At 67.1% G+C, this 26640-nt stretch carries 22 protein-coding genes; 20 read left to right on the forward strand and 2 right to left on the reverse strand.

From position 1 onward, the window contains the following. Positions 1-31: 31 nt before the first annotated feature. The gene (locus tag Pla123a_RS19095) at positions 32-376 is read right to left on the reverse strand and encodes a helix-turn-helix transcriptional regulator (RefSeq protein ID WP_146589942.1); all 345 of its coding nucleotides are present in this window, start codon (positions 374-376) and stop codon (positions 32-34) included. Positions 377-668: 292 nt separating this feature from the next. Here Pla123a_RS19095 and Pla123a_RS19100 point away from each other — a divergent pair, with 292 nt between their 5' ends. From Pla123a_RS19100 to Pla123a_RS19195, 20 genes are all read left to right on the forward strand, one after another. Then, on the forward strand, positions 669-1424 hold the full coding sequence (locus tag Pla123a_RS19100) for a flagellar hook-basal body protein (protein ID WP_146589944.1): 756 nt from the start codon (positions 669-671) through the stop codon (positions 1422-1424). Positions 1425-1473: 49 nt separating this feature from the next. After that, positions 1474-2280, forward strand: coding sequence for a flagellar basal-body rod protein FlgG (gene flgG / locus Pla123a_RS19105; RefSeq protein ID WP_146589946.1), 807 nt, complete (start codon positions 1474-1476; stop codon positions 2278-2280). A gap of 42 nt (positions 2281-2322) precedes the next feature. Continuing rightward, positions 2323-3507, forward strand: coding sequence for a flagellar basal body P-ring formation chaperone FlgA (gene flgA, locus Pla123a_RS19110; RefSeq protein ID WP_146589948.1), 1185 nt, complete (start codon positions 2323-2325; stop codon positions 3505-3507). Beyond that, entirely contained in the window at positions 3504-4196 is a 693-nt protein-coding gene (locus Pla123a_RS19115; RefSeq protein WP_146589950.1) for a flagellar basal body L-ring protein FlgH, read from the forward strand. Before flgA ends, Pla123a_RS19115 begins: the two co-directional genes overlap by 4 nt. 40 nt (positions 4197-4236) lie before the next feature. After that, positions 4237-5352, forward strand: a complete 1116-nt coding sequence (locus Pla123a_RS19120) for a flagellar basal body P-ring protein FlgI (RefSeq protein ID WP_146589952.1) — start codon at positions 4237-4239, stop codon at positions 5350-5352. Between the two features lie 43 nt (positions 5353-5395). Further along, on the forward strand, positions 5396-5869 hold the full coding sequence (locus Pla123a_RS19125; RefSeq protein ID WP_146589954.1) for a rod-binding protein: 474 nt from the start codon (positions 5396-5398) through the stop codon (positions 5867-5869). A 65-nt stretch (positions 5870-5934) separates the two neighbouring features. Further along, the gene (gene flgN, locus Pla123a_RS19130; protein ID WP_146589956.1) at positions 5935-6456 is read left to right on the forward strand and encodes a flagellar export chaperone FlgN; all 522 of its coding nucleotides are present in this window, start codon (positions 5935-5937) and stop codon (positions 6454-6456) included. Positions 6457-6552: 96 nt separating this feature from the next. Then, entirely contained in the window at positions 6553-8265 is a 1713-nt protein-coding gene (gene flgK, locus Pla123a_RS19135) for a flagellar hook-associated protein FlgK (RefSeq protein ID WP_146589958.1), read from the forward strand. Positions 8266-8342: 77 nt separating this feature from the next. Beyond that, positions 8343-11297, forward strand: a complete 2955-nt coding sequence (flgL, locus tag Pla123a_RS19140) for a flagellar hook-associated protein FlgL (RefSeq protein ID WP_146589960.1) — start codon at positions 8343-8345, stop codon at positions 11295-11297. A 233-nt stretch (positions 11298-11530) separates the two neighbouring features. Then, positions 11531-11968 (forward strand): flagellar assembly protein FliW, encoded by a 438-nt coding sequence (gene fliW / locus Pla123a_RS19145; RefSeq protein WP_146589962.1) that lies wholly within the window; start codon positions 11531-11533, stop codon positions 11966-11968. 188 nt (positions 11969-12156) lie between these two features. Then, a complete protein-coding gene (gene csrA / locus Pla123a_RS19150) occupies positions 12157-12390 on the forward strand; it encodes a carbon storage regulator CsrA (protein ID WP_146565221.1) in 234 nt (77 codons plus the stop codon). Positions 12391-13104: 714 nt separating this feature from the next. After that, a complete protein-coding gene (locus Pla123a_RS19155; protein ID WP_146589964.1) occupies positions 13105-16083 on the forward strand; it encodes a flagellin N-terminal helical domain-containing protein in 2979 nt (992 codons plus the stop codon). A 224-nt stretch (positions 16084-16307) separates the two neighbouring features. After that, positions 16308-19445, forward strand: coding sequence for a flagellar filament capping protein FliD (fliD, locus tag Pla123a_RS19160; protein ID WP_197528114.1), 3138 nt, complete (start codon positions 16308-16310; stop codon positions 19443-19445). 50 nt (positions 19446-19495) lie between these two features. Beyond that, positions 19496-19981: a flagellar export chaperone FliS gene (fliS, locus tag Pla123a_RS19165; protein ID WP_146589968.1), complete on the forward strand. Its 486-nt coding sequence runs from the start codon at positions 19496-19498 to the stop codon at positions 19979-19981. 88 nt (positions 19982-20069) lie between these two features. Next, positions 20070-20948, forward strand: a complete 879-nt coding sequence (locus Pla123a_RS19170) for a menaquinone biosynthesis family protein (protein ID WP_146589970.1) — start codon at positions 20070-20072, stop codon at positions 20946-20948. A gap of 164 nt (positions 20949-21112) precedes the next feature. Then, positions 21113-22315 (forward strand): M20 metallopeptidase family protein, encoded by a 1203-nt coding sequence (locus Pla123a_RS19175; RefSeq protein ID WP_146589972.1) that lies wholly within the window; start codon positions 21113-21115, stop codon positions 22313-22315. 100 nt (positions 22316-22415) lie between these two features. Further along, a complete protein-coding gene (locus tag Pla123a_RS19180; RefSeq protein WP_146589974.1) occupies positions 22416-23537 on the forward strand; it encodes a carboxylate-amine ligase in 1122 nt (373 codons plus the stop codon). 4 nt (positions 23538-23541) lie between these two features. Next, positions 23542-24486, forward strand: coding sequence for a cytochrome c (locus Pla123a_RS19185; RefSeq protein ID WP_146589976.1), 945 nt, complete (start codon positions 23542-23544; stop codon positions 24484-24486). 334 nt (positions 24487-24820) lie between these two features. Next, positions 24821-25150, forward strand: a complete 330-nt coding sequence (locus Pla123a_RS19190; protein WP_146589977.1) for a hypothetical protein — start codon at positions 24821-24823, stop codon at positions 25148-25150. 221 nt (positions 25151-25371) lie between these two features. Then, the gene (locus tag Pla123a_RS19195; RefSeq protein ID WP_146589979.1) at positions 25372-25962 is read left to right on the forward strand and encodes an RNA polymerase sigma factor; all 591 of its coding nucleotides are present in this window, start codon (positions 25372-25374) and stop codon (positions 25960-25962) included. Between the two features lie 195 nt (positions 25963-26157). On the opposite strand, the gene Pla123a_RS19200 is transcribed toward Pla123a_RS19195, so the two are convergent. Beyond that, positions 26158-26586 carry a DUF423 domain-containing protein gene (locus tag Pla123a_RS19200; protein WP_146589981.1) on the reverse strand — a complete coding sequence of 143 codons (429 nt, stop codon included), beginning with the start codon at positions 26584-26586 and terminating at the stop codon, positions 26158-26160. Between the last annotated feature and the right edge of the window lie 54 nt (positions 26587-26640).

Here is a 26640-nt window from a genome sequence, read left to right on the forward strand (position 1 = left end):
TGGGGAATCGTTGGCGGGGCCGGTCTCGTGGTCAGGGGGTCGACTGCGGCCCGGCAGGCTTCCTGGCGACGAGCTTCAGTAGGTCGCCAACCTCGCAGTGGGCTTCGATCGGGTGGCGGAGGTGCCGGTCGACCATCACGCGGTACTGGTTCCGGCGGCCGACCCGCTTCCGCTCCAGAAAACCTTCGTCTTCCAGCTCCTGGACAATACGTTGTACGGCGCGTTCGGTAATCCCTACCCTGTCGGCGACTTCCCGCAGAACCAGCCCCGGCTCCAGCTTCAGCTGAATCAGCACGTGGGCGTGATTCGTGAGGAAGGTCCACCGGTGGCTCGTCGGGGCGTTCGGATCGGGAGCTCGCGGCTTTCCAACGCTCATGCGGGGGTCGTCCGGTCGGATGACGAAATGCGAATCGATTTACCGGAATCTTAATACACGAAATAAGTGTCGTCAATGTGAGGGCTCAAGTTGAGGGGAACCTCAGCGGTACGCGGGGGCAGAAACTGCCGCTAGCACCGGCGCTCCGGCAGATTCTGCGCGGCCTGATCTGCCGACGAGGGCGGCGTCGGCTTGTTTTCGCGGGGATTAGCAAGCGACTTTGTTTGGCACGGCGGTTGCCTAAGGGAGATGCCGTTGGCAGGGGGGCACACCTGCTAGCAAACCAAACACCATGCCTTACGGGCTGTACATCTCGGCAGAGGGCGCCAAGGCTCAGAGCCAGCGTCTGGAAGTCCTGGCCAACAATATGGCCAACGTCAACACGGTCGGCTTCAAGCCCGACGTGGCGACCTTCCAGTCCCGCTTCGCCGAGGCGATTCAGCGTGGCACGGCCATGCCCGGTTCCCGCGAGCTGACCGACGTCGGCGGCGGGGTGAAGGTCAACGAGACCGTCACGAGCTACGCCCCCGGCCAGCTGCAGCGGACCGGCGGCGCCACCGACATGGCCATCATCGGCAACGGATTCTTCCAGGTCGCCGGGCCCGACGGCGAGGCCCTGCTGACGCGGGCGGGCAACTTCAGCATCAACGCCAACGGGACGCTCACGACCGCCGACGGCCAGCGTGCGGTGCTGAGCGCTGGCGGGGCCCCGATCCAGCTCAACCCAGAGCAGGACTGGCGGCTGACCCGCACCGGCGAGATCGAACAGGACGGCACGGCCACCCCACTGGCGATCGTGCAGCCCGAGTCGCTCGACCTCTTGAACAAGGTTGGCGCCAACCTGTTCCGCTCCCGCGGCGAGGCCCTGCCCGTTGAGGCCGCCGGCCGCGAGGTCCGCTCGGGCTACCTCGAGATGTCGGGCGCCAACTCGACTACCGAGATGATGTCGCTGATCGAGACCTCTCGCGCGTTCGAGGCGAACGCCAAGATGATCCAGAACCAAGACAGCATGATGAGCTCGCTGATCGGCCGTGTGCTGCGGAGCTAACGCCCGGCCGCTACTGGTCACCAATCAAACCTAGTCGCAGACAAGTCCCATGAGTGTTCAAACCCTTTACACCGCCGCGACGGGCATGGAAGCCCTCGAGACGAAGCTCGACGTCATCGCCAATAATATGGCGAACATCAACACGACCGGCTTTAAGAAGGACCGGGCGAACTTCGAGGACCTGTTCTACCGCCAGCACAAGCTGCCGGGCGCGCTGGACTCGGACGGCAACATCACCTCGACCGGCATCGACGTCGGCCTCGGCGTGCGGGTTAGCAGCATGCAGGCCGACTTCGACCAGGGCGCCTTCCAGCAGACCGGCAACCAGCTCGACTTCGCCATTGAGGGCAACGGCTTCTTCGAGGTGACTGGCCCCAATGGTGAGCAGCAGTACACCCGCGCCGGCAATTTCGGCATCAACGCCAACGGTGACCTGGTGCTCGGCTCGGCCAACAATGGTTACCGGATGAACCCGAACATCAACATCCCGGCCGAGGCGATCGACGTTGTGGTGTCGAACGACGGCACCGTGCAGTACAGCACGGCGGGTTCCCCCACGCTGTCGACCGCGGGCAACATCACGCTGACCACGTTCATCAACCCGGACGGCCTGATCAAGCTGGGAGACAACCTGTTCAAGGCGTCCGACGCGTCGGGCAACGCCCAGAGCGGCCTCACCCCCGGCCAGCAGGGCGTCGGCATCCTGCGGCAGGGCTCGCTCGAGGCCTCGAACGTCGAGCCGGTCACCGAGCTGATCGACCTGATCACCACGCAGCGGGCTTTCGAGCTCAACTCGCAGGTCGTGCAGGCCGGCGACCAGGTGATGCAGATCGTCGCGAACCTGCGTCGGGGTTAATCGCTAGCCGCCCGCCACGGAACTGACTCCTAACGACCAATCATGCTTGCTCGCTTCTTCAACTCGATCGGCCTCGCGCTGCTGACGCTGACCGCGTCGGCCGGCGCCGCGGACCTGCACCTGCTGGAGCACGCCCAGCCGAAGACCGGTGTGGTCCGCGTTGAGGACGTCGCGGCGATCCTGAACGCCGGCCCGGCCGAGATCGAAGCCCTCGGTCGCATCGCCCTGATGCCGTCGCCGGCGCCGGGTCAGCAGCAGGTGCTCCGCTCGCAGGGCGTCCGCGAGTTGCTAGCCGCCCATGGCGTCGACCTGTCCGGCCTGCGTTTCCGCGGCGCCAGCGAGACGCTGGTCTCGTCGCGGATCTCGGCCGGCGTCACGACAGAAGAAATCGAAGCCGAGGCCGCTCCGCAGCCCACCGCGCCGCTCGCCAGCCAGCCGCAGACCGGCTTCCGTGGGGCGAGCAGCCCGGCCGCCCCCGCCGACCGCAAGGTTACTGCCCCGCGGCGGCTGCGGCTGTCCTCGCGGCGGCTCGAGCAGCTGAACGAGTCGCTCACACAGCAGCTCACCGAGTTTGTGCAGACCGAGACCGCCGACGGCATGCTCTACGTGACCGGCGTTGAGCTCAAGGAGCACAACGCGATGACGCTGGCCGCCAACCGCGGCGAGCTGCGGATCACGGCCTCGACCGCGCTGCGGGTTGGGCGTCAGCGGTTCGTGCTCTCGTTCACCGGCGAGCAGGGCGAGGTCAAGTTCCCGGTGCTGGCCAACATCGTCGAGGCCCGCCCGGCGGTCATCGCCCGCCGCGACGTCCCGCGCGGCATGGTCGTCACCGCGGCCGACGTGCACATCGCCCCGCTGCCGACCGACTTCCGCCCCCGCGGGGTCGAGTCGGTCGCTTCGAGCCTGGACGAGGTCCTCGGCAAGGAAGCGATCACCGGGCTGCGGGCAGGCGACGTGCTGACCGACGGCAACTGCCTGCCGCCGGTAATGGTCCAACGCAACGCCCTGGTGAGCGTCAGCTCCGGCCGGGGCGCTATCCGTGTCCGCACCCAGGCCAAGGCCCGCACCGAGGGCCGGCTGGGCGACATCATTGAGGTCGAGACCCTCGACAGCCGCGAACGCTTGCAGGCCCGCGTCGTGGGCCGTGGCCGGCTGGCCGTGCTGACGGTCGGCGGGGCCGAGATGCAAGCGGTCGCCGAGAACCTAGAAACGCTGAGGCTCCGATGAACACCCTGAAGACCGCACTCACGCTGCTGTTCGTGCTCGCCTGCCTGGCGGACGGCGACTGCTCGGCCCAGGAGGGCACGCTGCTCTACAAGAGCTCGATCGGCGCCGAGGGGCAGCAGCAGGCGCTGACGCTGCAGAACAGCTCGTTCATGTACCAGCCGCTCTCCCCCGAGGCCCGCGCCCGCGAGCTGAAGAAGGAGGACATCATCACCGTGCTGGTCGACTACCGGGCGAACGTCAACAGCGAAGGCGACGCCGAGAGCCGCAAGACCACCAGCATCAACGCGGTGCTGGCCGAGTGGATCGGCTTCGACGGCAAGAGCATCTTCAAGGGCCCGCAGTCGCGGGGCGACCCCGCCATCCAGGGCTCGCTCAACAGCATCTACCGGGCCGAGGGCGACCTGAGTCAGATCGACTCGATGACGTTCCGCATCGCGGCCAAAGTTGTCGACATCCGCCCCAACGGCAACCTGATCATCGAGGCCCACCGCACCATCCAGGCGAACGACGAGGTGTGGATGACCTCGCTCACCGGCGAGGTGAGCCGCCAGTCGATCGGCCCCGACCGCGTTGTCCGCAGCGACGCCATCACCGACCTGCGGATCGACAAGAAGGAACGCGGGCAGGTCCGCAACAGCTACGCCCCCGGCTGGCTCGGCTGGTGGTGGAGCAAGCACCACGCCATTTAACGCCACACACACGACACAACTCCTCACCCACGTCACGCTCATGTCCGCCAAGACCAACTTCATCCTGCCGATTGTCCTGCTCGCCCTGGCGCCGCAGCTGGCGTTGGCCGTCGGCCGCACCGAGCTGCGGAACATCTGCCACGTGAAGGGCCAGGAAGAGAACACCCTGCGGGGCCTCGGCCTCGTGGTCGGCCTGAACGGCACCGGCGAGGCGGGCGACCTGCAGACCATGCGGGCGCTGTCCAGCGCGATGGAGATCATGGGCAGCCCGGTCTCCACCACCGGCCGGGCCGACGCGGAGTCGCTCGAGGAGCTCAAGAAGATCAAGAACGCGGCGCTGGTGTACGTCACGGCGACCGTGCCCGCGGCCGGGTCCCGCCGTGGCGACCAGCTCGACTGCTTCGTCAGCGCCATCAACGGCAAGAGCCTGAAGGGGGGCCGCCTGGCGTTCTCCACCCTGCAGGGCCCCAACACGCAGGACCACCGGGTGTACGCCCTCTGCCAAGGCCAGCTGGTGGTCGAGGACGCGGAGCAGCCGATGGTCGCCCGCATCCACGGCGGCTGCCAGATGCAGCAGGACGTGCGGACCGAGTTTGAGAAGGACGGCTACGTCACGCTGGTGCTCGACCGCCACCACGCCGACTTCAACGTCGCCCAGACGGTTGGCGAGCTGATCCAGAACATGTACCGCGACAACTTCATGCAGGACCAGGTCAGCCAGGACGAAGACCTGCTCGCCACGCTGGTGCGGGTCGAAAACGCCAGCAACATCCGCGTGCAGATCCCCGAGGTCTACCGCAACGACCCGGTCACGTTCGTCGCGCAGCTCATGGAGCTAGGCGTGTACAACGTCGAACCCGAGGCCCGCGTGGTGGTGAACCCCCGGGCCAAGTCGATCGTGATCAGCGGCGACGTCGGCATCGGCGACGTGGTCGTCACGCACCGCAACCTGACCATCGAGGCCAACCCGGCCGCGATCGCCAAATTCGAGAAGATCGACCCCGACGCCTACTCTCAGGGCGGTTCGGGATCGGCCAAGCTGCAGTCGCTGGTCGACGCGATGCAGGACCTGCGGGTGCCGGCCGGCGACATCATCGAGATCATCAAGGGCATCGAGCGTAACGGCAAGCTGCACGGCAAGCTGATTATCGAGTAGCCGCCAACCCGGCCCCGACACAGGCGTTCCCAGGACGGACCCCATGAACATCCCATCAGCACAGATCCCGATCGCGGCCACGCAAGGCAGGGCGCCGCTGCCGGCGTCCGGACTGGCGTCGGGCTCGCCCGACCAGCTCGAGGCCGCCAAGGAAACCAAGCAGGCGTTCACCGACTTCGTCGGCAAGACCTTCTACGCCCAGATGCTCAAGTCGATGCGGCAGACGGTTGGCAAGCCGGCCTACTTTGACGGCGGCCGCGCGGAAGAGGTGTTCCGTGGGCAGCTCGACCAGACCATCGCCGACAAGATGTGCGAGTCGAACGGCCACAGCCTGGCCGACGGCATGTTCGAGCGGCAGTTCCCTGAGCACGCCGAGATTCTTCGCCAGCACGAGCAGTCGTTGAGCAGCCGGTCGACCAGCAACCAGCAGACCGGCGTGCTGCCGAACGGCGGGCAGGCGACCAGTGGGCGGCCGGCTAGCGGATTGGACCAACTTGCGGCGCTCCGCCGTATCTGATTCTCACCCAGGACGACCGTCAGCGGCGCCCGACCAGCGGGCCCCGTCGAACACGCAGGACAGTTATGGACATCGCCACGGCAGAGCCGACCGGACTTCAGGAAACGCCCGAGTGGGGCGACCGCATCGCGGGGCTGCTCTCGGAGCTGATGCAGACGCAGCGCGAGCTGCTGTCGCTGCTGTCAAAGAAGCGCGAGCTGGTCGCCGCCCGCGACAGCGACGGTCTGAATCAATTGCACGCCGACGAGGCCAAGCTCGTCGCGCGGCTGCAGGGATGCTGCCAGCAACGCCAGCGGCTGCTCGACGAGGCCGAGGGCGTAGGGATGCCGTCGCGTTCGCTCGAGACCCTCGCCGGCGCGCTGCCGAGCGAGAGCCGCCAGCGGCTGCGACCCGACATCCGCGACGCGCGGCGGCAGTCGCGACTGTTGCAGCACCAGAGCCTCGCCAATTGGGTGCTGGTGCAGCGGTCGCTGCTGCACCTGTCGCAGATGACGGAGATTATTGCCACCGGGGGTCGGATGCGGCCGACATATGGTAAGGAATCTCCTACCGCTAAGGGCGGCACGCTGGTCGACCAGGCGGTCTAGGCGCCCACGGGGCAGTGGGGGATTGCCCGCCCAGCTTGACTCACTTTCGGCCTTTACTCACTCACTCACGGCTTCACCTACTTGCCGGCCTAGCCAATGTCCCTGTTCGGGTCACTACAGATTGCTAGCAACGCGCTGCAGGCCACGCAGATCGGCCTGCACGTTGTCGGCAACAACATCGCCAACGCGAACACCCCCGGGTTCATTCGCGAGGAGGTGGTGTACTCGCCTGCGCCGGTGCAGAAGTTTGGCCGGCTGACGCTGGGGCTGGGCGTCGAGATCGACGCGATCGTCCAGAAGGTCGACCGCTTCCTCTCCGAGCGGACCCGCAACGCGGCGTCCGACCGCGCGGGCGCCGAGGTGCAGAGCAAGGCCTACGCCGACCTCGAGTCGCTGCTCAACGAGCTCACCGACACCGACCTCAGCACCGGCCTGACCGGCTTCTTCAACTCGATCGACGGCATCGCGGACGCGCCGGCCGACATCTCGGCCCGCAACCTGGTGATCGGCAAGGGCAAGACGCTCGCCTCGGACCTGCGCCGGCTGTCGACCCGCGCGGTGGACGTCCGCAACGAGCTCGACACGCGGCTGGGCAACGCCGCCGAAGAGATCAATCAGCTGTCCGAGCGGATCCGGGTGCTCAACCTGCGGATCGCGACCAGCGAGGGGGGCTCCGCCTCGGCGAGCGAGGCGGGCGGCCTGCGGTCCGAACGCAACGCGGCGGTGAGCCGGCTCGCCGAGCTGGTCGACATCACCTCCGCCGAGCAGCCCAACGGCTCACTCAACGTTTCGGTGGGCGGCGACTTCCTGGTATTCGACGCGCTGCGTCGTGACGTGAAGGCCGTCACGGAGTCGGGCGACGGGCTCAACACCACCACCATCAAGTTTGAGGACAACAACAAGACGCTCAACCTATCGGGCGGCGAGGTGTTCGGCCTGACGACCGCACGGGACGAGATTGTCGGCTCGTTTGTCGACAGCGTGGACGCGTTTGCCGCGACCCTAATCAACGAGTTCAACAAGGTCTACTCGCAGGGCCAGGGCGCGATCGGATTCGATACGCTGACCTCGGTGAACGGCGTCTCCGACCCCGACGCCGTGCTCGACGAGGCGGGCCTCGACTTCACGCCGGTCAACGGCTCGTTCCAGCTGCTGGTCTACACCGAGGGGGCGGACGGCACGGTCTCGACCGACGTGACCGACATCAACGTCGACCTCAACGGCATCGACGGCGATTCCTCCCTCACCACGTTGGCCGCGCAGCTCGACCGCATCTCGGGCATCAGGGCCAGCGTCGACAACGTGGGCCGGTTGTCGCTCGCGGCCGACGCCCGCGACACCACGTTCGCCTTCGCCGACGACAGCAGCGGCGTGCTGGCTGCGCTGGGGCTCAACACATTCTTCACCGGCTCGGACGCGCGGTCGATCAATGTCAACCAGGAGCTGGACGGCGTGGCGAACGCGGCCAAGTTCGCGGCCGCCCGGGACGGCGAGACCGAGGGCAACGACAACGCCCTGCAGCTTTCGGCGTTCTTCGATCGCGAGCTGGACGTGCTGGGCGGCGCGTCGCTGGCCGACCAGTACGACGAGTTGATCAACGAGGTCGTGACCGGCGCGACGATCGCCTCGAGCGTATCCGACGGGCTCAAAGTCTTCGAGGCCACCCTGCAGGGCGAGGAGCAGGCGATCTCCGGCGTCAATATCGACGAGGAGGCGATCAACATGATCCAGCTGCAGCGCACCTATCAGGCGAATGCCCGGCTGGTCCAGACCATCAGCGAGATGCTCGATATTTTGGTGAACATTTAGCCGGGGTGGTCCTGCCCCTGGCGGGGTGGGCTGCCCACAGGCGAACCCCATACAAACACAATTAGAACGCGCCGACCATGGCCGCTATCCTCCCCATCCCGACCACCCGGACCAGCGACTACCTGTCGCGGACCCGGCTCGTGCAGCAGATCCAGTCCGACCAGGTCGACCTGCTGCGGCTGCAGAACCAGCTCAGCACCGGCCGCCGGATCTTCCTCCCCAGCGACGACCCGGGCGCCGCCGTGCGGGCGATCACCCTGCAGCGGACCATCGAGCGGAAGGACCAGCTGCAGATTAACATCTCGTCGGCGTCGGCCAAGCTGACGGTCGCGGAGGGTTCGCTTAACCAGGTGTCGGAGGTGATCAACAGCGTCCGCGGCAGCACGCTGCCCGTGATCGACACCGTCGCGACGGACAACGAACGCAAAGCGGTGATCCAGGAGATCAACCAGGCGATCGAATCGCTGACGCACTTCGCCAACTCGCAGTACCAGGACACGTTCTTGTTCGGCGGAACCCGGGCGCTCGAGGAGCCGTTCAACTTTGCCGGCAACTTCATCGAGTACCGCGGCAACGAGGCCAACCTGCAGTCGCACGTCGAGATCGGGCGGCTGTTCGACACGAACGTCTCGGGGGCGGAGATCTTCGGCGGGATGTCCGACGCGGTGCGGGGGTCGGTCGACCTCGACCTGCAGGTCTCGGAGAAGACCTACCTGAGCCAGCTGAACGGCGGCGCCGGGGTCGCCCCGAACGGGGCGGTGCAGCTCTCGATCGGTCTCAACTCCTACGTGGTCGACCTCAGCGCGGCCCACACCCTGGGCGACGTCGCGCGGATGATCGAGGAGGGCGCGCCCTCCGGCTCGGGCATCACGGTCGACGTCGAGGGGGACGGCCTGCGGGTGAACCCGGGGCCGGGCGGGCTGGCGATCGTCGAGGTGTCGGGCGGCCGCACGGCGCAGGAGCTCGGCATCCGGCAGGACGCCCAGGTGCTCACCCCGTTCGGCGACGACGTCAACCCAAGCCTGCGGAAGACCTCGCAGCTCAGCGACCTGGGCGGCACGAAGGCGACCGGGCGGATCAACCTCGGCGTGACTAACGCCGGGATCAAGCTGCGGGCGACCTCCAACGGCGCCGAGTTCGACGGCGTCGACGTGATCGTCGCGGGGGGCGCGCCGTCGGGCGGGGAGACCGCGGTCTACTCGGCCGGCCCGCCGCCGGAGCTGACCGTCACGGTCGAGACCGGCGTGACCCGTGCGCAGGACGTGGTCGATCTGATCAACTCCGACGCGTCGGTTCCGTTCGAGGCGGCGGTCGACTACTTCGGCGCCACGTCGTCGCAGCAGGCCGGCCTCGGCTTTGTCGTGCCGCAGACGTTCGTCGACGCCACGAGCGGCGGCAGCGGCAGCTCGCTGGACCTGGCAGCCGGGCTGCGGCTGACCAACGGGCTGGGCGAGGTGGTGATCGACACGTCGGCCGCCGAGACCATCGAGGACCTTGTCAACATCCTCAACCAGCCGGAGTACGGCCTGTCGGCGCAGATCAACGCCGACGCCGACGGCATCGACGTGCGGTCGCGCCGCTCGGGGGCCGACTTTACGATCGGCGAGAACGGCGGCACGCTGGCCGAGGACCTCGGGATCCGCACCTACACCTACACCTCGCGGCTGGACGAGTTCAACCGCGGCCGCGGCGCAGTTATCGAGGGCGTCAACGACGCCGCTACCCGCAACGCCAACAACCTCACTATCTCGGTCACCGACCAGGGCGTCGAGACCACCTTCGAGATCGACCCGATCGGCATCGCCACGGTGCAGGACCTAATCGACCGGATCAACGGGCCGGTGGTCGACGGCGGCGCCGGCGGAGCCGTGGTCGCCTCGCTCGCCACGGTGGGCAACGGCCTGGTGCTGAGCCGGGCCGACCCGGCGACCACCGCGTCGGGCGGCCTCGCGTTCGCCGCCGACACGCTCACCTTCTCTGCCGACGCGCCCGGCGCGGCCGGCAATGCAAACTTTACCGTGGACGTGGTGGACACTGGCTCGGGGGGGCTGTCCACCACGTACAACTCGGGGACCGGCGCGATCACGGTCGACCTGGGCGGCTCCACGACCGAGACCACCGCCACGATCGCGGCGGACATCTCCACGGCGGTCGCTGGCTACACCGTCGCCGCCGCCGACGGCACGCAGCCCGCGGCAACCTTGGCGGCCACGGGCGTGGCGGTCACCGGCGGCAGCGACATCGGGTTCCTCGATCCGGCGGCTCCGGCGACGGTCGACGTCGCCTACGCGGCGGACACGCTCACCTTTGCGGCGGACGCATCGGGGTCCGCGGGCAACGACAACTTCCAGTTCGAGGTGATCGACAGCGGCTCCGGCGGGTTGTCGACCGTCTACGATTCAAACGTCGACCCCAAGACGATTGTGGTGGACCTCGGCGGCTCGGCGACCGAAACCACCGCCACGATTGCGGCCGACATCTCCGCGTCGGTCCCCGGATTCACGGTCACGGCCGCAGACGGGACGCAGCCCGCGGCCGCGGTTGCCGCGACGCCAGTGGCGGTCACCGGCGGGTACGACGCCGACGAGTTCACGGTTTCTGGCGAGTTGGCCGACCGGCTCGGTTTCCTGCCCGACGGGCAGAGCTCGGTCACGTCGGCCGGTGCGTCGGTCCAGGCCGAGGACCGCAACACGCAGGAGGTGGCGAGCGTGTTCAACACGCTGCTGCGGCTCCGCGAGGCGCTCAAGGACAACGACACCATCGCCATCGGCGAGGAGTACGCCGAGCTGGACGAGGACCTGAACCGCGCCACGTTTGCGCGGTCGGAGGTCGGGGCCCGGCTGCAGAACCTCGACGTGCTGAAGATCCGGCTCGAGGACGAGGAGGTGCAGCTCCGCTCGACCCTGTCCGAGGCGATCGACGCCGACATCGCGGAGGTGATCTCGGACTTCACGGCGCGGCAGTTTTCGCTGCAGGCGTCGCTGCAGACGACCGCCAACCTGCTGCAGTTGAGCGTGCTGAACTTCCTGTAGCGAGAAGCCGTTTGGGAGCCGTTTGGGAGCAGGGTGCTGGCGCCTTGAGGGCCCCGGGGGGGCGCCCTCAAGGTCTGCCTGACTGTTCGCGCTCGCGGGGGCGGCTGCGGCTTGCGGATTCTGCCTAGCGCCGCGGGGAGATTTCCGTCATCCCGTTCCACCCCGACAGCCGATGCAACCGAAACGGGAAGAGAGATACGCATATCCCTGCCAGCCGCCACGCGGAGCTAGCTATGGTTATAGACACCAGCCGATTCGGTCCAGTTGAATGTCAGTCGAGCGACGTGCTCACGTTTCCCCACGGCCTGATCGGCATGGAGGGGTGCCGCGAGTGGGTGCTGCTCGCCGATTCGGAGAACCAATCCCTCGGCTGGCTGCAGTCGGCCGAGCGGCGCGACCTGGCGCTGGCGGTAGTGAGCCCGCGCAGGTTTGTGCCGGACTACCAGGTGCGGGTTTCTGCCCGGGAGGTGGCCGACCTGGCCGCCGCCGATGGCGAGCAGCTGCAAGTGCTGGTGATCCTCAGCCGGTCGGAAGACGGGCTGGTGGTGAACCTGAAGGCCCCGGTGGTTGTCAGTCTCGGGTCACGTCGGGGCCGTCAGGTCGTCGCCAAGGACGACCACTCCGTGCAGTACGTGCTGGGCGCGACGGTGCCGTTCCGACAATCGGCATAGGCGTCGGCAGCGAAACAGATGGCTCCAATCGCTGCCAACCCGGCCGGCGGAATAAACGGGCCTTGGGGGCGTCGGCTACAGTATCCCGAAACCGCTGGCCGATGCTAGCTACGTGACGGAGCACAGACGCGCTGGTGCGCGGCCGCTCAGAAAGCCCAACGCCGACTGGCGCAACACAGGAAGTCCCCATGCTGGTCCTATCAAGACAGCGCGACGAGAGCATCATCATCGGCGACAATGTCGTCATCACGGTCGTTGACGTCCGTGGCGACAAGGTCCGGCTTGGCATCGAGGCCCCGGTAGAGATCCCGGTTCACCGCCGCGAGGTCTACGAGGCGATCCAGCGCGAGAACCGCCGCGCCGCCGAGACCTCGACCGAGGACGCCCGTCAGCTCGGCGGCAAGGACGAGGCCGCCAAGTAGCGGCCCTCGGCCCGGTCCCGCTGGCAGCGGCCCGTGGGTCCGCCCGGCAGGCCGCCGCGTGCGCTTGGCGCCGAGTCCCCCCTCTTCTCTCTGGACGCCGTTTGCGGCGGCGTCCGTCGGTTCTTATCTCAGCGTTGACTCTTCTTTCTTGGCGATCTCTCGCCACGCGGTCCAGCGGCAACGACCGCTACCAACGACCGCGGATTGGGGGTAACGCCACGCCGTTTTTCAAGCGCGAACCGTGCTGGTAGACCGGCGAAACCACACAAAGCTGACCGGTGGCGCCGGTCGTTCGGGATGTGCCGGCCAAGCCGTGAGACAAGTGTGGTAATTCGAGCGACAACCTAACGCCCCCATCTTTACCAGACGATACGTTGCCTTAGACGCGTTCGTACAGAGCGGGCGCGTGCAGGATCGGAATGCCCTTGAGCGACGCTCCCCAGAGCCGAACTTAGGGTGGATCCAGGTCATTGGCGACCACGCCAGGCCGTGCGGCAGAAGGGACTGGGTTAGCCCCGAAGCCTGCGGTCGAGGCAGCGTCCCCCAGCGGGGACGACGCCTCGGGAGCCAGACGAGGATCGACAACTTGGAGGTTGCAACACCGTGATGCTCGCAGGCTTGTGCCCGCGGGTCGCCAAAAATCAGAAGACCGGCTAGGGCCTGCCGCCAACCCGGTCGCACTTGGACAAGAGTCCTTATTGAAGGGGTGTTTCGATGACACGTATCAACACAAACGTCGGCTCTTTGGTCGGTCGTAACAACCTGCAGCGGTCGAACGCCAGCTTGGCGCAGTCGCTGACTCGGTTGAGCACCGGTCTGCGTATTAACACGGGCAAGGACGACCCGGCCGGTTTGATTGCTTCTGAGAACTTGCGGTCGGACATCACCGCGATCAAGAAGGCGATCAGCAACACCGACCGCGCCAATCAGGTGATCGCGACCGCCGACTCGGCCCTCGGCCAGGTCAGCTCGCTGCTGAACGACATCCGCGGCCTGGTGACGGAGTCGGCCAACGCCGGCGCCCTGTCGGACGAGCAGATTTCAGCCAACCAGCTGCAGGTCGACTCGTCGCTCGAGGCCCTCAACCGGATCGCCCAGACCACGACCTTCCAGGGTCGCCGCCTGCTGGACGGTTCGCTGGACTTCCTCGTGACCCAGGGCACCAACAGCGACAAGATCTCGAACCTGCAGATCGACCAAGCCAACCTCGGCGCCACGGGTGAGGTCAGCGTTGACGTCAACGTGACCACCGCCGCCACCCAAGCCACCGTTGAAATCGGCGACCTGCCGGACGTTACCCCGCCAGTGACCGGCGCCGTCAACTTCGAGATCGAGACCACCGCCGCTGAGGGCTCCACCGGCTCGGTCGACTTCGACATCATCACCGCAGACACCCAGCAGGGCACCGCCACGCTGGGCGTCACGTCCCAGGCCGAAGGCACCTTCACCATCGGTGGTGAGGTGGTTACGATCGCGGCACTTGCCGGTGGCAACTTTGACGCCGCTGCGGGCAACGCGGCCATCACCTCGATCGTTATCGACGTCGACGATCTCAGCGCGACGGGTGGCAACGACGTTGACGTCGACCTTAACTCCGGCGTGCTGACGTTGACCTTCGACGCCGACGCCATCACCGTTGCCGATGTTGTCAACGTGCTGAGCGGCACCGGTAGTACGGGCAACGTCGCCACGATCGACTACTCCGGAAGCACAGACACGATCGCCTCGACCGACTTCACGGCGAGCACGGCGGGTGGTGGCGCGACAGCGATCGCTGCGGACACGACCATCGCTGCTCCGACCTCGGCGCTGGCCGGCGGCGGCACGGAGAACTTCACGCTGGTCGCCGTTGAAGACGGCCCCGCCGACGGGGCTGAGATCTCGGCCGCCACGGCTCCGACGATCGCCTTCACCGGCACTACGGCCGACGACTCGGCTTCGTACGACGCCGGCACCAATGTGCTGACGATCAACATCGACAGCGACATTACCACCGACCGCACGTTCCAGGACATTGCCGACCTGATCGCGGACGCCGGCGAGTTCACCGTGAACGGCGCCAGCTCGTCGCCGGTGCTTACCAACGGCTCGGCGATTATCGGCGGCACCGCCGCGGCGATCGACACCAACACCGGGGCATTGACCGTCACGGTGGACGGCGTCGACGAGGTGACCACCACCGAGACCATCGACATCACCGGCACGCTTGTGGCTGGTGAGGGCGGCGACATCGGCATCAGCTTCGCCGAGGCGGCTCTCGGCGGCGGCGCCGCGTCCACCGCGGTGATCGGCAACGCGACCTCCGGCTACACGGTGCAGATCAACACCGACTTTGCCGGTGGCGTCGACATCGATGACATCCGGGCGGCAATCGCATCGATCAACGAGGTGGACACCGCGGTCTTCAACGGCACGCCGGGCACCTCGACGTTCAACGCCATCGCTGTAGGCGGCTCCACGACGTTCCCGGACGCCGCCCCAGCCGCGATCAGCCTGACCGGCGGTGTCGATCAGGTGATCTCCAGTGAGGCGATCAACATCACCACCGAGGTCGGTTTTGTTGGCAACCTGAGCATCGGCTTCGCAGAGGCCAACCTGTCGGGCACGCCGACCAACACCATCACCAACGGCGCCAACGACTACACGATCCAGATCGATAGCTCGGCCCCGGTGACCCTCGAGGAGATCCGCTCCGCGATTGCGGATCTGGCGGAGGTTGGTTCGGCGACGCTCGAGAACTCCGGCTCTGGTTCGACGACCTACAACGCGGCCATCGACGTCGCGCCGACGCCTCCGACCCTGCTGACCGGCGCCGGCGCCGGCAACGGCGTCAACGGCATCGACGCCGACCTGGTGTTCGAGCTGGCTGGTTCGATCGGTTCGGAGGTCCTCACCTTCGAGGCCAACACGAGCCTCGAGCTGCTGGTGACCGGCATCAACGCGGTCAGCGACGCGACCGGCGTCACGGCCTCGGCCAACAACGCCGGCGACGGCTTGATCCTTGAGTCGGCTGGCTACGGGTCGAACTCCTTTGTCGACCTGCAGATCATCCAGGAGGACGAGTCCGACGTCACCGCGACCCGGGCGTTCAGCACCGCCCTAGGCCAGGGCACCCGCGAGGCCGGCACCGACATTGTCGCGTCCGTCAACGGCATCACCGCCAACGGCGACGGCAACGAGCTGTCGATCAACACGGCCACGCTCGACCTGTCGGCCACCATCGACGTTGGCTTCACCGGGACGGCCAGCTTCAACATCGATGGCGGCGGCGCCCTGTTCCAACTGGGACCGGACGTGGTCTCCAACCAGCAGGCCCGCTTGGGCATCAGCAGCGTCAACACGGCCGCCCTGGGCGGCGTGAACGGCCTGCTGTACCAGCTGCAGGACGGTGGATCGGCGGCCCTGGCCAACGACCCGAACGTCGCCGCGGCGATCGTCGAAGAGGCGATCGACCAGGTGACCTCGCTTCGCGGTCGACTGGGCGCCTTCCAGCGGACGACGCTCGAGACGAACAAGAACGCCTTGAACGACACGCTGGCCAACCTGACCGAGGCCGAGAGCTCGATCCGCGACGCCGACTTCGCCGAGGAAACCGCGAACCTCACCCGTTCGCAGATCCTGGTGCAGTCCGGCACACGGGTCTTGGGCATCGCCAACCAGAACCCGCAGAACGTGCTGGGTCTGCTCGGTTAAGCCCCGCCGGCGTAACTTGAAAACGACAAGCCGGTTCGGCCCCCTTGGGCCGGACCGGCTTTTTTCGTAGCTGGCGCCGATAGCGGCGGCGGCAGAACCGCTCCAGGCGGGCAGTCCCCGCAGCCGATACCCTTTAAGCAGTTGTGCGCGCCGAGCGTGACCTACGTTTGCAGGCGCCCTGCGCGTTACCGAGTCCCTGCACACTACGGCAGTCTCACAGCACCGTGTCCGCCATCCAGACCAGCGTCGGCCTGATTTCCGGCATCCCGATCGAGGATACCGTGAATCAATTGATCTCAGTGGCCCGCCAGCCACTGAGCCGGCTGAACTCGCGCACCGAGGGCCTGCTGGCGGAGCGGACCGCGGTGGACACGCTGGCCACGCTGGTGCTTGGGCTGCAGTCGTCGATCAACTCGTTCAAGTCGGCGTCGACGTTCACCAAGAAGGCGGCGTCCTCGTCAGACGCGACGCTGGTCTCGGCGAAGATCACCAGCGGCAAGTCGCCCAAGGCCGGCAGCTACAAGTTCACGCCGATTCAATCGGCGTCGGCCCACCGCCTGCTTTCGGGCGGGTTCTCGGACCTCGAGAATGGGCTCGGCGACGGCACACTCAGCTTCCGCTTCGGCGGGCACGTGAACAAGGGCGTCTCGCTGAGCGAGATCAACGCCGGCGCCGGCTTCAAGGCCGGGAAGATCAAGATCACCGACCGCAGCGGCGCCGCCGCCGAGATCGACCTGCGTGCCGCCCAGACCGTGGACGACGTGCTCGAGGCGATCAACACCAACACCGAAATCAACATCACCGCGACCGCCGAGGGCGACCGCATCAAGCTGACCGACACCGTTGGCGGGTCGACCAGCAACCTGGTGGTGCAGGAAGTCGGCCTCGGCACAACCGCCGCCAGCCTCGGGCTGGCGGGGATCAACGAGCCTGGGAACGAGGCTTCCGGCGACGACATCTTCACGCTGCACGGCGCCACAAAGCTAACCACCCTGAACGACGGCGTCGGCGTCCGGATCCTCAACGACCTAGAGGACGCCGCCGACATCGAAGTCGCCCTGGCCGATGAGACCACCGCCCAGATCGACCTGTCTGGCGCGACCACGCTTCAGGCCATCGTCGACAAGATCAACGACGACGAGACGCTCTCCGGGAAGGTGACCGCGTCGATCGCCGCGGACGGCAACCGCCTGGAGATCACCGACAACACCACCGGCGCCGGCGAGTTCTCCGTCAGCAGCTACGGCGGCGGATCGACCGCCGAGGACCTCGGCTTGACCGAGACCGCCGTCGGCGGCGTCATTACGGGGCGTCGCCTAACGGCCGGGCTGCGGGACACGCTGGTGTCGAGCCTCAACGGCGGCGTAGGGTTCGAGCTCGACGAGATCGACATCACCGACCGGGCCGGCGTCACGTCCAACGTGCAGCTGGCCGGAGCCGAGACCCTCGGCGACATCGTCGATCTCATCAACGCCGCGGGCGCAAACGTGACGGCCAGCGTCAACAACGCCCGCAACGGCGTTCAGATCGTCGACAACACGGAGGCCGGCGACATCACGGGAAGCCTGGTGATCGCCAGCTCGGGATCGGGGACCACGGCAGAGGACCTCGGCATCGCCGTAGACGACGCGGTCGGTTCGGTCAACAGTGGCACGCTCCGCCGGCAGACCATTAGCGCCTCGACGCTGCTGTCGTCGCTCAACGGCGGCACGGGCGTCATCCTGGGCGACATCCGCTTCACGGACTCCAACGGAGCCAAGGGAGTGGTCGACCTCAACAAGGTCGGCGCCGAGGCCGAGACCATCGGCGACGTGATCGACGCGGTCAACGCGCTGACCAACGGCGTCAGTGCCCGCATCAACGACGCCGGCGACGGCATCCTGATCACCGACACGGCCGGCGGCAGCGGCGACCTCATCATCAAGGACGTCAGCGGCAAGACCGGCGCCGGGCTCGGCATTATTGGCACGGCCACCGAGACCGACAATGAGGGCAACCAGATCGTCAACGGCTCGACCAGCTACAGCGTTTCGCTGGACGACCTGTCGGCCGACGTCAACAACATCTCGCTGGCCTCGCTCAACGACGGCGCCGGCGTGGACCCGGGCGTGTTCCGCGTCTTCGCGTCCGACAGCACCGATGAAACCCCCAAGAGCTTCATCGTCAACCTGGCGGACGCCGTTACGCTCGGCGACTTGCTCGAAGAGTTCAACTCGGCGGCAGAGAAGGCAGGCGCCGCGGTCACGGCGCAGGTCACCGAGAGCGGAACCGGCATCGAGCTGGTCGACACCGCGGGGGGGGCCGGCAGTCTTAGGGTCGAGGACCTCAACGGCAGTCTCAAGCCGGCGGCCGACCTCGGCATCGCCCGCGAGGCCGGCGCCGCGAACTCCGCCGGCGAGCAGAAGATTTCGTCGTTCGGACTCTTCGACGCCGACGCCGCCGAGGCGAGCGCCCTGGAGCTGGTCGCCGAACGGATCAACGACTTCGAGGCCGGCGTCACGGCGTCGGTCGTGTTCGACGGCTTCGGCTACCGCCTGGCGGTTGACGCCGACGAGAGCGGCTCGGCGAACGAGCTGCTGATCGACGACTCGGCGGGCCTGTTCACGTTCGAGGAGATCAGCCGTCCCAAGAACGCCGTGTTGCTGTTCGGCGAATCGGCCAGCTCGCCTGGCGTCGCGGTGTCTTCCCCGACGAACAAGTTCAACCAGGTTGTCGACGGGCTCGACCTGACGCTCGCCAAGGCGTCAAGCGATGCGGTCACGGTGACTGTCACCAAGGACAACGCGCCGATCAGCACGGCGGTCAGGAACTTTGTTGCGGCCTACAACTCGATCCGCACCAACCTGGGCGCGGTCACCGACTTTGACGCCGACACCAACACCACCGGCGTCCTGTTCGGTCGGAACGAGGCCCTGCGTGTCGACACCACCCTCAGCAGAATCGCCTCCGGGGCGTTCGCGGTGGGCGGGTCGTTCACGTCGCTTGAATCCATCGGCGTGAGCCTCGGCGACGACGGCAAGCTCACGCTCGACGCCACCAAGCTGACCGACGCCCTCGCCGAGAACGCCGGCGAGGTGGAGCAGCTGCTCAGTGACGATGGCAACGGCGTGCTCGCCAAATTCACCGCGGCGATTGACCAGCTGGCGAAGGGCGAGAACTCGCTGCTGACCTCCAGGTCGGAGTCGCTGCAGAACACGATCGACACCAACAACGCGCGGCTGGAGTCGATGTCCCAGTCGCTCGACCGCCAGCGGGACCGGCTGCTCCTCGAGTTCTACACCCTCGAGGAGACCATCGCCGGCTTCCAATCGAACCTCGACCTGCTCGACGGCATCAAGTACATCTCCCCGACCGGCGCGTAGCGTAGCGTGATTCACGACTCCCCAAAGTTTTAAGTACGGATACCTATCTTATGAACAACCGACGCGACTACCTTGCCACTAAGGTCAACACCGCCAACTCGGCGCAGCTGCACCTGATGCTGATCGAGGGGGCGCTGCGGTTTATCGACCAGGCCGACAAGGCGCTGGTCCGCGAGGAAGAAGTGGCCGCCAACGCCGCTTTGGTCCGGGTGATGGAGATCGTCGAAGAACTGCTGGTCGGCGTGCGGCACTCCGAGGACGATATCAACGTCAAGCTGGGCCAGCTCTACCAGTTCGTGTTCACCCAGGTGAGCCTGGCGTACGTCAACGCCGACCGGGCCGTGATCGACGACGCCCGCACGATCCTCGAGTTCCAGCGGGACACCTGGCGTCAGGCGTGCGAGCTGGTGGCCAAGGACTCGGCGAAGTCAGCCGGCAAGGCCCCGGCGTCCAAGGCGCCAGCGAAGCCGATCGCCGTGCCGACCCCGCACCTCGACTCGGCTCCTGCGCACACGGGCGTTTCGTTCGAGGCGTAGCGGGCGGCGGACGCGGCTGGAGCTCGGGGGCGTGAACCGGTAGAATTGACGGTTTCCGCGAACCCCACCCAACCGTCCACGCCCTGCCATGACCACCTCCCCGTCGTCGACCAAACAGCTCATCCGTGTTGGCCACAGCCCCGACCCGGACGACGCCTTCATGTTCTACGCCCTGGCGAAGGACAAGCTCGACACAGGCGGCTACGAGTTCACGCACGAGCTGGTTGATATCGAGACCCTCAACCAGCGGGCCTTCGGCGGGGAGCTGGAGCTGACCGCGGTGAGCATCCACGCGTACGCCTTCCTGCGCGACAAGTACATGCTGTGCAACTGCGGCGCGAGCATGGGCGACAACTACGGCCCGATGGTCGTGGCCAAGGACGAGTGCTCGGTCGAGGACCTCAAGAGCCGCACGATCGCCGTGCCGGGCAAGCTGACCAGCGCGTTCTTGTCGCTGCGGCTCTGCCTGGGCCAGGACTTCGACTACGTGCTGGTGCCGTTCGACCAGATCATCCCGGCCGTAGCCGCGGGCGAGTTCGAGGGGAAGAAGGTCGACGCCGGCCTGATCATCCACGAGGGCCAGCTCACCTACGGCGACCAGGACTTGAAGCTGATCGTCGACATGGGCGTCTGGTGGCACGACCTGACCGGCGGCCTGCCGCTGCCGCTGGGCGCCAACGCGATCCGCAAGGACCTGGGCGACGAGACCATCGTTGAGGTCGAGCGGCTGCTGAAGGAGAGCATCGTGTACGGTCTGGACAACCGACAGCCGGCGCTCGACTACGCCCTGCAGTACGGCCGCGACCTCGATAATCAGAAGGCCGACAAGTTTGTCGGCATGTACGTCAACGACTGGACCCGCGACTTCGGCGACAAGGGCCGCGAGGCGGTCGCCCTGTTCCTGAAGATGGGCCACGAGGCGGGCGTGCTGCCCGAGCTGGTCGAGCCGGAGTTTGTCGGGAGGTAGGGATGACAGCAGCACCTATCGCGGGTGCCGGGGGCGCTCCGCGATAGCGGAAGCCGTCGAGGTGTACTGAACAAGGACTGTGCCAGTCGGGGGCTTCCCTGCCGGGAGCGCCCCCGGCACCCACTGGACCCGTAGGTTCCCTTACTCTTTCGGGCATTGCTCCCATGCTCTGGCACAAACGCATCGACGCCATCATCGACGCTGAGCTGGAGCAGATTATCGGGCTGCGGCGTCACCTGCACGCCAACCCGGAGCCGAGCGGCGAGGAGGCCCAGACCAGCGTGCTGCTGTACCAGCGGCTGGGCGACCTGGGGCTCGACGTAAAGATCGGCCCAGAGGGCAGGGGGCTGCTGGTCGAGAGCCGCCGGCAGACCGCCGACAAGCGGATCGCGCTGCGTGGCGATATCGACGCCCTGCGGATCCAGGACGAGAAGAATGTCCCCTACCGTAGCCAGTGCGACGGTGTGATGCACGCTTGTGGGCACGACGCGCACACCGCGTGCCTGTTCGGCGCCCTGTTGGCGATGGACCAGCTAGAGCGCGAGGGGGCCCTGCCGGGGCCGGTCACCTGGCGGGGGATCTTCCAACCGTCTGAGGAGACCGCCACCGGCGCCAAGCAGATGGTCGGCGCCGGCGCGATGAAGGGCGTCAACGCGGCGATCGCATTGCACGTCGACCCGAACCTGCCGGTCGGCCAGGTCGGCGTCCGGTCGGGCGTGCTGACGGCGAACGCCGAGATGATGCGGATCGAGGTGCACGGCGCCGGCGGGCACGCCGCGCGGCCGCACGAGTCGCACGACCCGATCGCCGCCGCCGCGCAGCTCATCAGCACGCTCTACCAGTTTGTGCCCCGCAAGACCGACAGCCGCCAGGCGGTGGTGGTGACCATCGGCCGCGTCGACGGCGGGCACAGTGCGAACGTGATCCCCGAACGCGTGCTGCTCGAGGGAACGGTCCGCACGCTCGACCGCGCGGTGCAGCGGACCACGCTCGAGCACATCCGCCACTTGGCGCACGGCGTGGCGGAGATCACCGGCACGCGGATCGAGGTGTCCTTCCCGGTCAGCATCCCCGCGGTCGAGAACGACGCGACGCTTTCCGAGCTGATCCGCTCGCAGGCGCTGCTGCTGCTGGGCCAGTCGGGCGTGCGGCTGATCGACGCGCCGAGCATGGGGAGCGAGGACTTCTCGGTGTACGGCGACCACGCCCCGATCGCCATGTTCCGCCTGGGCGCGGCTGCGAAGCCCCCCGGGCCCGCGCTGCACACTCCCCATTTTGACATCGACGAGCGGTGCCTGGCGATCGGCGCCAAGCTGCTGGCGCGGTCGGCCGTGATGTGGGGCCTGCAGGGCATCAATATCTGTTAAGCTTCGATTGCTAGCGGGACTTCTTGACCGGTCGAGCGGCGGCGAATGCTAGACTTAACGTGCAGTAGTTGGTTCCACCCCTTCTCGCCCCCTGGTTCGCATGGCCAAGATCGACTTCACCAGCAACGAGCGGCCGACGGTCGGCGTGGAACTCGAACTGGGCCTGGTCGACGGCGAGACCATGGGCCTCACCAGCGCCTTCGCCCGCGTCGCCGAGGAACTTCGATCGCTCGGCATCGACGACGCCAGCCTCAAGCCCGAGCTGATGCAGAGCGTGCTGGAGATCAATACCGGCGTCTGCACCACGATCGACCAGGCCGAGCAGGACCTAACCGCCAAGCTGCGGCAGGTGCAGCAGGCGTGCGACAACCAGGGCGTGCGGCTGTGGTGGGGCGCCACCCACCCGTTCTCCAAATGGGCCGAGCAGCAGGTCACCGAGGACGAGCGGTATTTCAACCTGGTGCACCTGCTGCAGGAGATGGCCCGCCGGCTGGTGACCTTCGGCCTGCACGTGCACGTTGGGGTCGACTCGGGCGACAAGGCGGTGATGATCTGCGACCGGATCATGCGGCACCTGCCGACGCTGCTGTCGCTGAGCTGCTCGAGCCCGTTCTGGGAGGGCCGCGACACCGGCCTGCACTCGCACCGCAGCAAGGTGATGGAGGGCCTGCCGACCGCCGGCCTGCCGACCCTGATGCGGAACTGGAGCGAGTACGTGTGGCTGGTCAACCACATGATCGACACCGGCTTCATCAACTCGATTCGCGAGATCTGGTGGGACGTTCGTCCGCACCACAACTTCGGCACGGTCGAGGTCCGGGTGTGCGACATGCCGGGCAACCTGCAGGACACGCTGGCGATCGCGGCGCTGGTGCAGTGCCTGGTGAAGGGCCTGTCGGACGAAATCGAAGAAGGCGCCTACCAGCACGACTGCCACCCCATGATGGTGGCGCAGAACAAGTGGCGGGCGACCCGCTTCGGCGTCCGGGCCCAGTTGGTCGACAGCTACACGCACGAGGTGCTGCCGGTCGTCGCGGCGGTGACCCGGCTCACCAGCAGGCTGCGCGGCGTCGCCGAGGAGCTGGGCTGCGTTGACCGGCTGCAACACTGCATCCAGATGGCCGACGGCCCGAGCGCCGCCGAGCGGCAGCTCGCCATCCTCAACGAAACCCGGTCCCCGCAGGAAGTTGTCCGACAGCTGACCGCCGCGGCGAGGGTTTGATGCCATGAGCAAGATCTTGATTCGGCTACCAGCCTCGTTGCTCGCTGTCGCGCTGGTCGCGTCGGCGGTAGCGGCGCCACCGGGGCGCCGGGCGAAGCGGCCCGAGTTCACCCCGAGCGAGCGGGCCGTCTTCTTCGCCGATGTGGCGTCGGTCCTGGATGGGCCGCGGCCCGACTTCGGGCGGCTCGCCGAAACACGCACTGCGGCCGCCGGTTCAATAACCGCTGCAGGCGGAGGCGATGCCGGCGCGAGCGAGCAGTGGGGACCACTGATCACGACCGACACGGTCGAGAACGAAATCAAACGCCAGGCCCAACGCGTCGCGGAGGTGACCGCGTCGGCGACCACGTTCAAGGGCGGCGGCTACCGACAGGCCCGTGACGCCTTCAGCACGCTGGCGTTGATGTTCCGCGTGGCCGCCGAGCACGAGAACGACGCCCGCTGGCGCGACATCGCCCCGGGACTGAGCACGCTGTTCGGCCGCGCCGCGGCCAACTGCAAGGTGGGCACAGACGGCTCCTACCGCGAGGCGGCCGCCCGGTCGCAGGATCTGACCGACCTGGTGCGTGGTTCCCGCCCCGACGTTCCGGCGGGCGACCCCGACCAGCTCTGGTCGGACCTTGCCGACCGGTCGCCGATCATGAAACGCATCGAGGACGCCCAGCAGAAGCAGCTCGGCCCGCTGCTCGGCAGCGGCGCCAGCTTCTCACGCTCGGCCGAGGACGCCGCGCACGCCGCCCAGATCCTGGCCTTCCTGAGCGAAGTGCTTACCCGCGAAGAGTTTATCGACGCCGGGGACGAAGAGTACGACGCCTTCGCCCGGGCTATGCGGGATGCGGCGGCGGACATCTCGCGGGCCGCGGACCAGGACGACTACCCCACCGCCCGCGAGGCCTACGGCCGCCTAAACAAGGCCTGTTCCGATTGCCACGACCTGTACCGCGGCTGAGCCAGGTGGCTGGGTGGGACGGTTTTTCTGAAAAAACTCTTTCGCGGGGCGAACCTGCCGGCCGAACCCGATGTCTAGGGAGCGTTGGCCGGCAGGCAACCCACTTTTTGGAGCCCAATCATGGGCCCCACCAGTGGGGGGCTGACGGCCACCCAGACGGCAAGAAGCTTGACGCCCAACCGCCGGCATGGAATGCTTGAGTTGCTGGATTCTCCGCGAGGAGCGTCCGGCGACCCCTCACCTTTCCCTTTTTGGGAGTTTCGCGCCCGGGCGACGAGCCCGAGCGGGTGCTCCTGGTTCTCTCTAGCCGCGCGACAGCGCAGCGAGGACGAAAATGGCAACGATTATCTGCAACATTACGAATCTCGACCGCATCAACGGCGTCCGGGGTCTGCAGAGCATCGTCCGCACGATCGCCTCCGCGCTCTCTGTACGCGTAGTACGCGGCTATCAAGTAGTCCGCTGGCAAGCAGCAGATTCAATTGCTGCCCTAGCCGGTGCGACGGCCAAACCGGCCTACGCGACGCTACCAAGCGTCGCGCCACGCATGGCGATGCACGAACGCTCCCGTTCAATGCACCGCGCATCGTGGCAGGCCGAGTCCTTGGGCAGTTTTGCAAGCTGTCCCGGGCGTGTCGAACGGTTTGCTGATCACAGGGGCTAACGCCCGGGCGGCTCACTAACAAGCCGCCAGCCGGACCAACCGGCCCTCAGCACCAACCTCGACACGATCGGCCGCTCCCTGGACCGCCGACCTCTGCTGCTCCGTAACCGCAGTCGGGTCACAAGTCCGCTAGGGATCGTCGCTCGTTGGACCACCCCCTTTGGCTCTTGGCGTCTGTTACCAGCAGCGCCGCACTCCGGGCCAATTCGCGGAGAGAGAACATGACTACCGCTACCGAAACTTTCGAATTCGAGTTGTACTCGAGCGACACCCCGCTCGAGACGCTTGTTGCCGCCGCCCAGCAGGGCGACCGCGACGCCTTCGGCCAGTTGGTCGAGCGTTACGAGGGGATGGTCAAGAGCGTCGCCCTGCGTCGTCTCGGAGACGAGGCCGAGGCGCTCGAGCTTGCTCAGGACGTGTTCATGAAGGCGATGCAGCGGATCGATCAGCTCAAGGAGCCGGCCGCCCTTGGCGGGTGGTTGCGGCAGATCACCGTCCGCATGGCGATCAACCGTCAGGTCCGGCGTAAGCCGGTCGTGTCGGCCGAGCCGCAGACCCTCGAGGCGACCGTCTACGAGAGCCGCACCCCGCTCGACAGCGCCTTGACCAACGAGCGGGCCCAGCAGGTCCGTGGCGGCTTGGACCGCCTCGGCGAGATGGACCGCAGCACGCTGGTCGCGTTCTACGTGCGAGGCGAGTCGCTCAACGAGATGAGCGTCGCGTTCCGGGCGCCGGTCGGCACGATCAAGCGTCGGCTGCACGTCGCACGGAAGCGGCTCGCGGCCGAGCTCGAGATGCTGCAGGCCGTTTGAGTCGGCTGTTACCCCAAAGTCTTGCTTGCCGCCGCGTGGGTCTGGGCCCACGCGGCGGCTTTTTTCGTGCCTACTCCCTCCCCTCCGGGGGAGGGCCCGGGTGGGGGAGAGCGCCGGCAGGGTGTGCCCCTTACCGACCTGGGAGATGGCTACGCCCTGGCTACGCGGCTGCGTCGACTACGGGGCGCCCCCACCCTAACCCTCCCCCATGGGGGGAGGGGATTCGCCGCGCCGCGCAAAACCCGTCACCGCGATCATCACCCAGCCGCCGATCATCGTCAGCCCGCCGATCGGCACGATCGCGCCAAGCCAGCGGAAGTCGTCGCTCAGCAGCGCGATCGCGTACAGCAGCCCGCTGAAGATCAGCGAACCGCCGAGCTGCAGCCAGCCGGCCGCCTGCAGCGTGCCGCTGACAACCGACCGCGCAGCCACGCCGACGCCGACCAACCCCAGGGCCGCGTACATATGGTATTGCGCGCCGGTGTGAAAAGTCTCGAGCCGCTGGGCAACCGCCGCGGCGTCGTAGCCGCTCTCCCCAAGATAGGTCGGCAGTCCGTGGGCACCAAACGCGCCGATGGCGATCCCGATCGCCCCCCAAATGCCCGCTGTTGTTAGCCAATTCATTGTTTCGATCCGCTGGAGGTTTTCGTAACCGATCTGCTAGCAGGCGTAACAAGG

It is taken from the genome of Posidoniimonas polymericola, from assembly GCF_007859935.1.
GTDB lineage: Bacteria > Planctomycetota > Planctomycetia > Pirellulales > Lacipirellulaceae > Posidoniimonas > Posidoniimonas polymericola.

Bases quoted from the DNA above. Each gene is read 5' to 3' on its own strand.
- Pla123a_RS19095 (WP_146589942.1), bottom strand. From the start codon at position 376: ATGAGCGTTGGAAAGCCGCGAGCTCCCGATCCGAACGCCCCGACGAGC.
- Pla123a_RS19100 (WP_146589944.1), top strand. From the start codon at position 669: ATGCCTTACGGGCTGTACATCTCGGCAGAGGGCGCCAAGGCTCAGAGC.
- flgG (WP_146589946.1), top strand. From the start codon at position 1,474: ATGAGTGTTCAAACCCTTTACACCGCCGCGACGGGCATGGAAGCCCTC.
- flgA (WP_146589948.1), top strand. From the start codon at position 2,323: ATGCTTGCTCGCTTCTTCAACTCGATCGGCCTCGCGCTGCTGACGCTG.
- Pla123a_RS19115 (WP_146589950.1), top strand. From the start codon at position 3,504: ATGAACACCCTGAAGACCGCACTCACGCTGCTGTTCGTGCTCGCCTGC.
- Pla123a_RS19120 (WP_146589952.1), top strand. From the start codon at position 4,237: ATGTCCGCCAAGACCAACTTCATCCTGCCGATTGTCCTGCTCGCCCTG.
- Pla123a_RS19125 (WP_146589954.1), top strand. From the start codon at position 5,396: ATGAACATCCCATCAGCACAGATCCCGATCGCGGCCACGCAAGGCAGG.
- flgN (WP_146589956.1), top strand. From the start codon at position 5,935: ATGGACATCGCCACGGCAGAGCCGACCGGACTTCAGGAAACGCCCGAG.
- flgK (WP_146589958.1), top strand. From the start codon at position 6,553: ATGTCCCTGTTCGGGTCACTACAGATTGCTAGCAACGCGCTGCAGGCC.
- flgL (WP_146589960.1), top strand. From the start codon at position 8,343: ATGGCCGCTATCCTCCCCATCCCGACCACCCGGACCAGCGACTACCTG.
- fliW (WP_146589962.1), top strand. From the start codon at position 11,531: ATGGTTATAGACACCAGCCGATTCGGTCCAGTTGAATGTCAGTCGAGC.
- csrA (WP_146565221.1), top strand. From the start codon at position 12,157: ATGCTGGTCCTATCAAGACAGCGCGACGAGAGCATCATCATCGGCGAC.
- Pla123a_RS19155 (WP_146589964.1), top strand. From the start codon at position 13,105: ATGACACGTATCAACACAAACGTCGGCTCTTTGGTCGGTCGTAACAAC.
- fliS (WP_146589968.1), top strand. From the start codon at position 19,496: ATGAACAACCGACGCGACTACCTTGCCACTAAGGTCAACACCGCCAAC.
- Pla123a_RS19170 (WP_146589970.1), top strand. From the start codon at position 20,070: ATGACCACCTCCCCGTCGTCGACCAAACAGCTCATCCGTGTTGGCCAC.
- Pla123a_RS19175 (WP_146589972.1), top strand. From the start codon at position 21,113: ATGCTCTGGCACAAACGCATCGACGCCATCATCGACGCTGAGCTGGAG.
- Pla123a_RS19180 (WP_146589974.1), top strand. From the start codon at position 22,416: ATGGCCAAGATCGACTTCACCAGCAACGAGCGGCCGACGGTCGGCGTG.
- Pla123a_RS19185 (WP_146589976.1), top strand. From the start codon at position 23,542: ATGAGCAAGATCTTGATTCGGCTACCAGCCTCGTTGCTCGCTGTCGCG.
- Pla123a_RS19190 (WP_146589977.1), top strand. From the start codon at position 24,821: ATGGCAACGATTATCTGCAACATTACGAATCTCGACCGCATCAACGGC.
- Pla123a_RS19195 (WP_146589979.1), top strand. From the start codon at position 25,372: ATGACTACCGCTACCGAAACTTTCGAATTCGAGTTGTACTCGAGCGAC.
- Pla123a_RS19200 (WP_146589981.1), bottom strand. From the start codon at position 26,586: ATGAATTGGCTAACAACAGCGGGCATTTGGGGGGCGATCGGGATCGCC.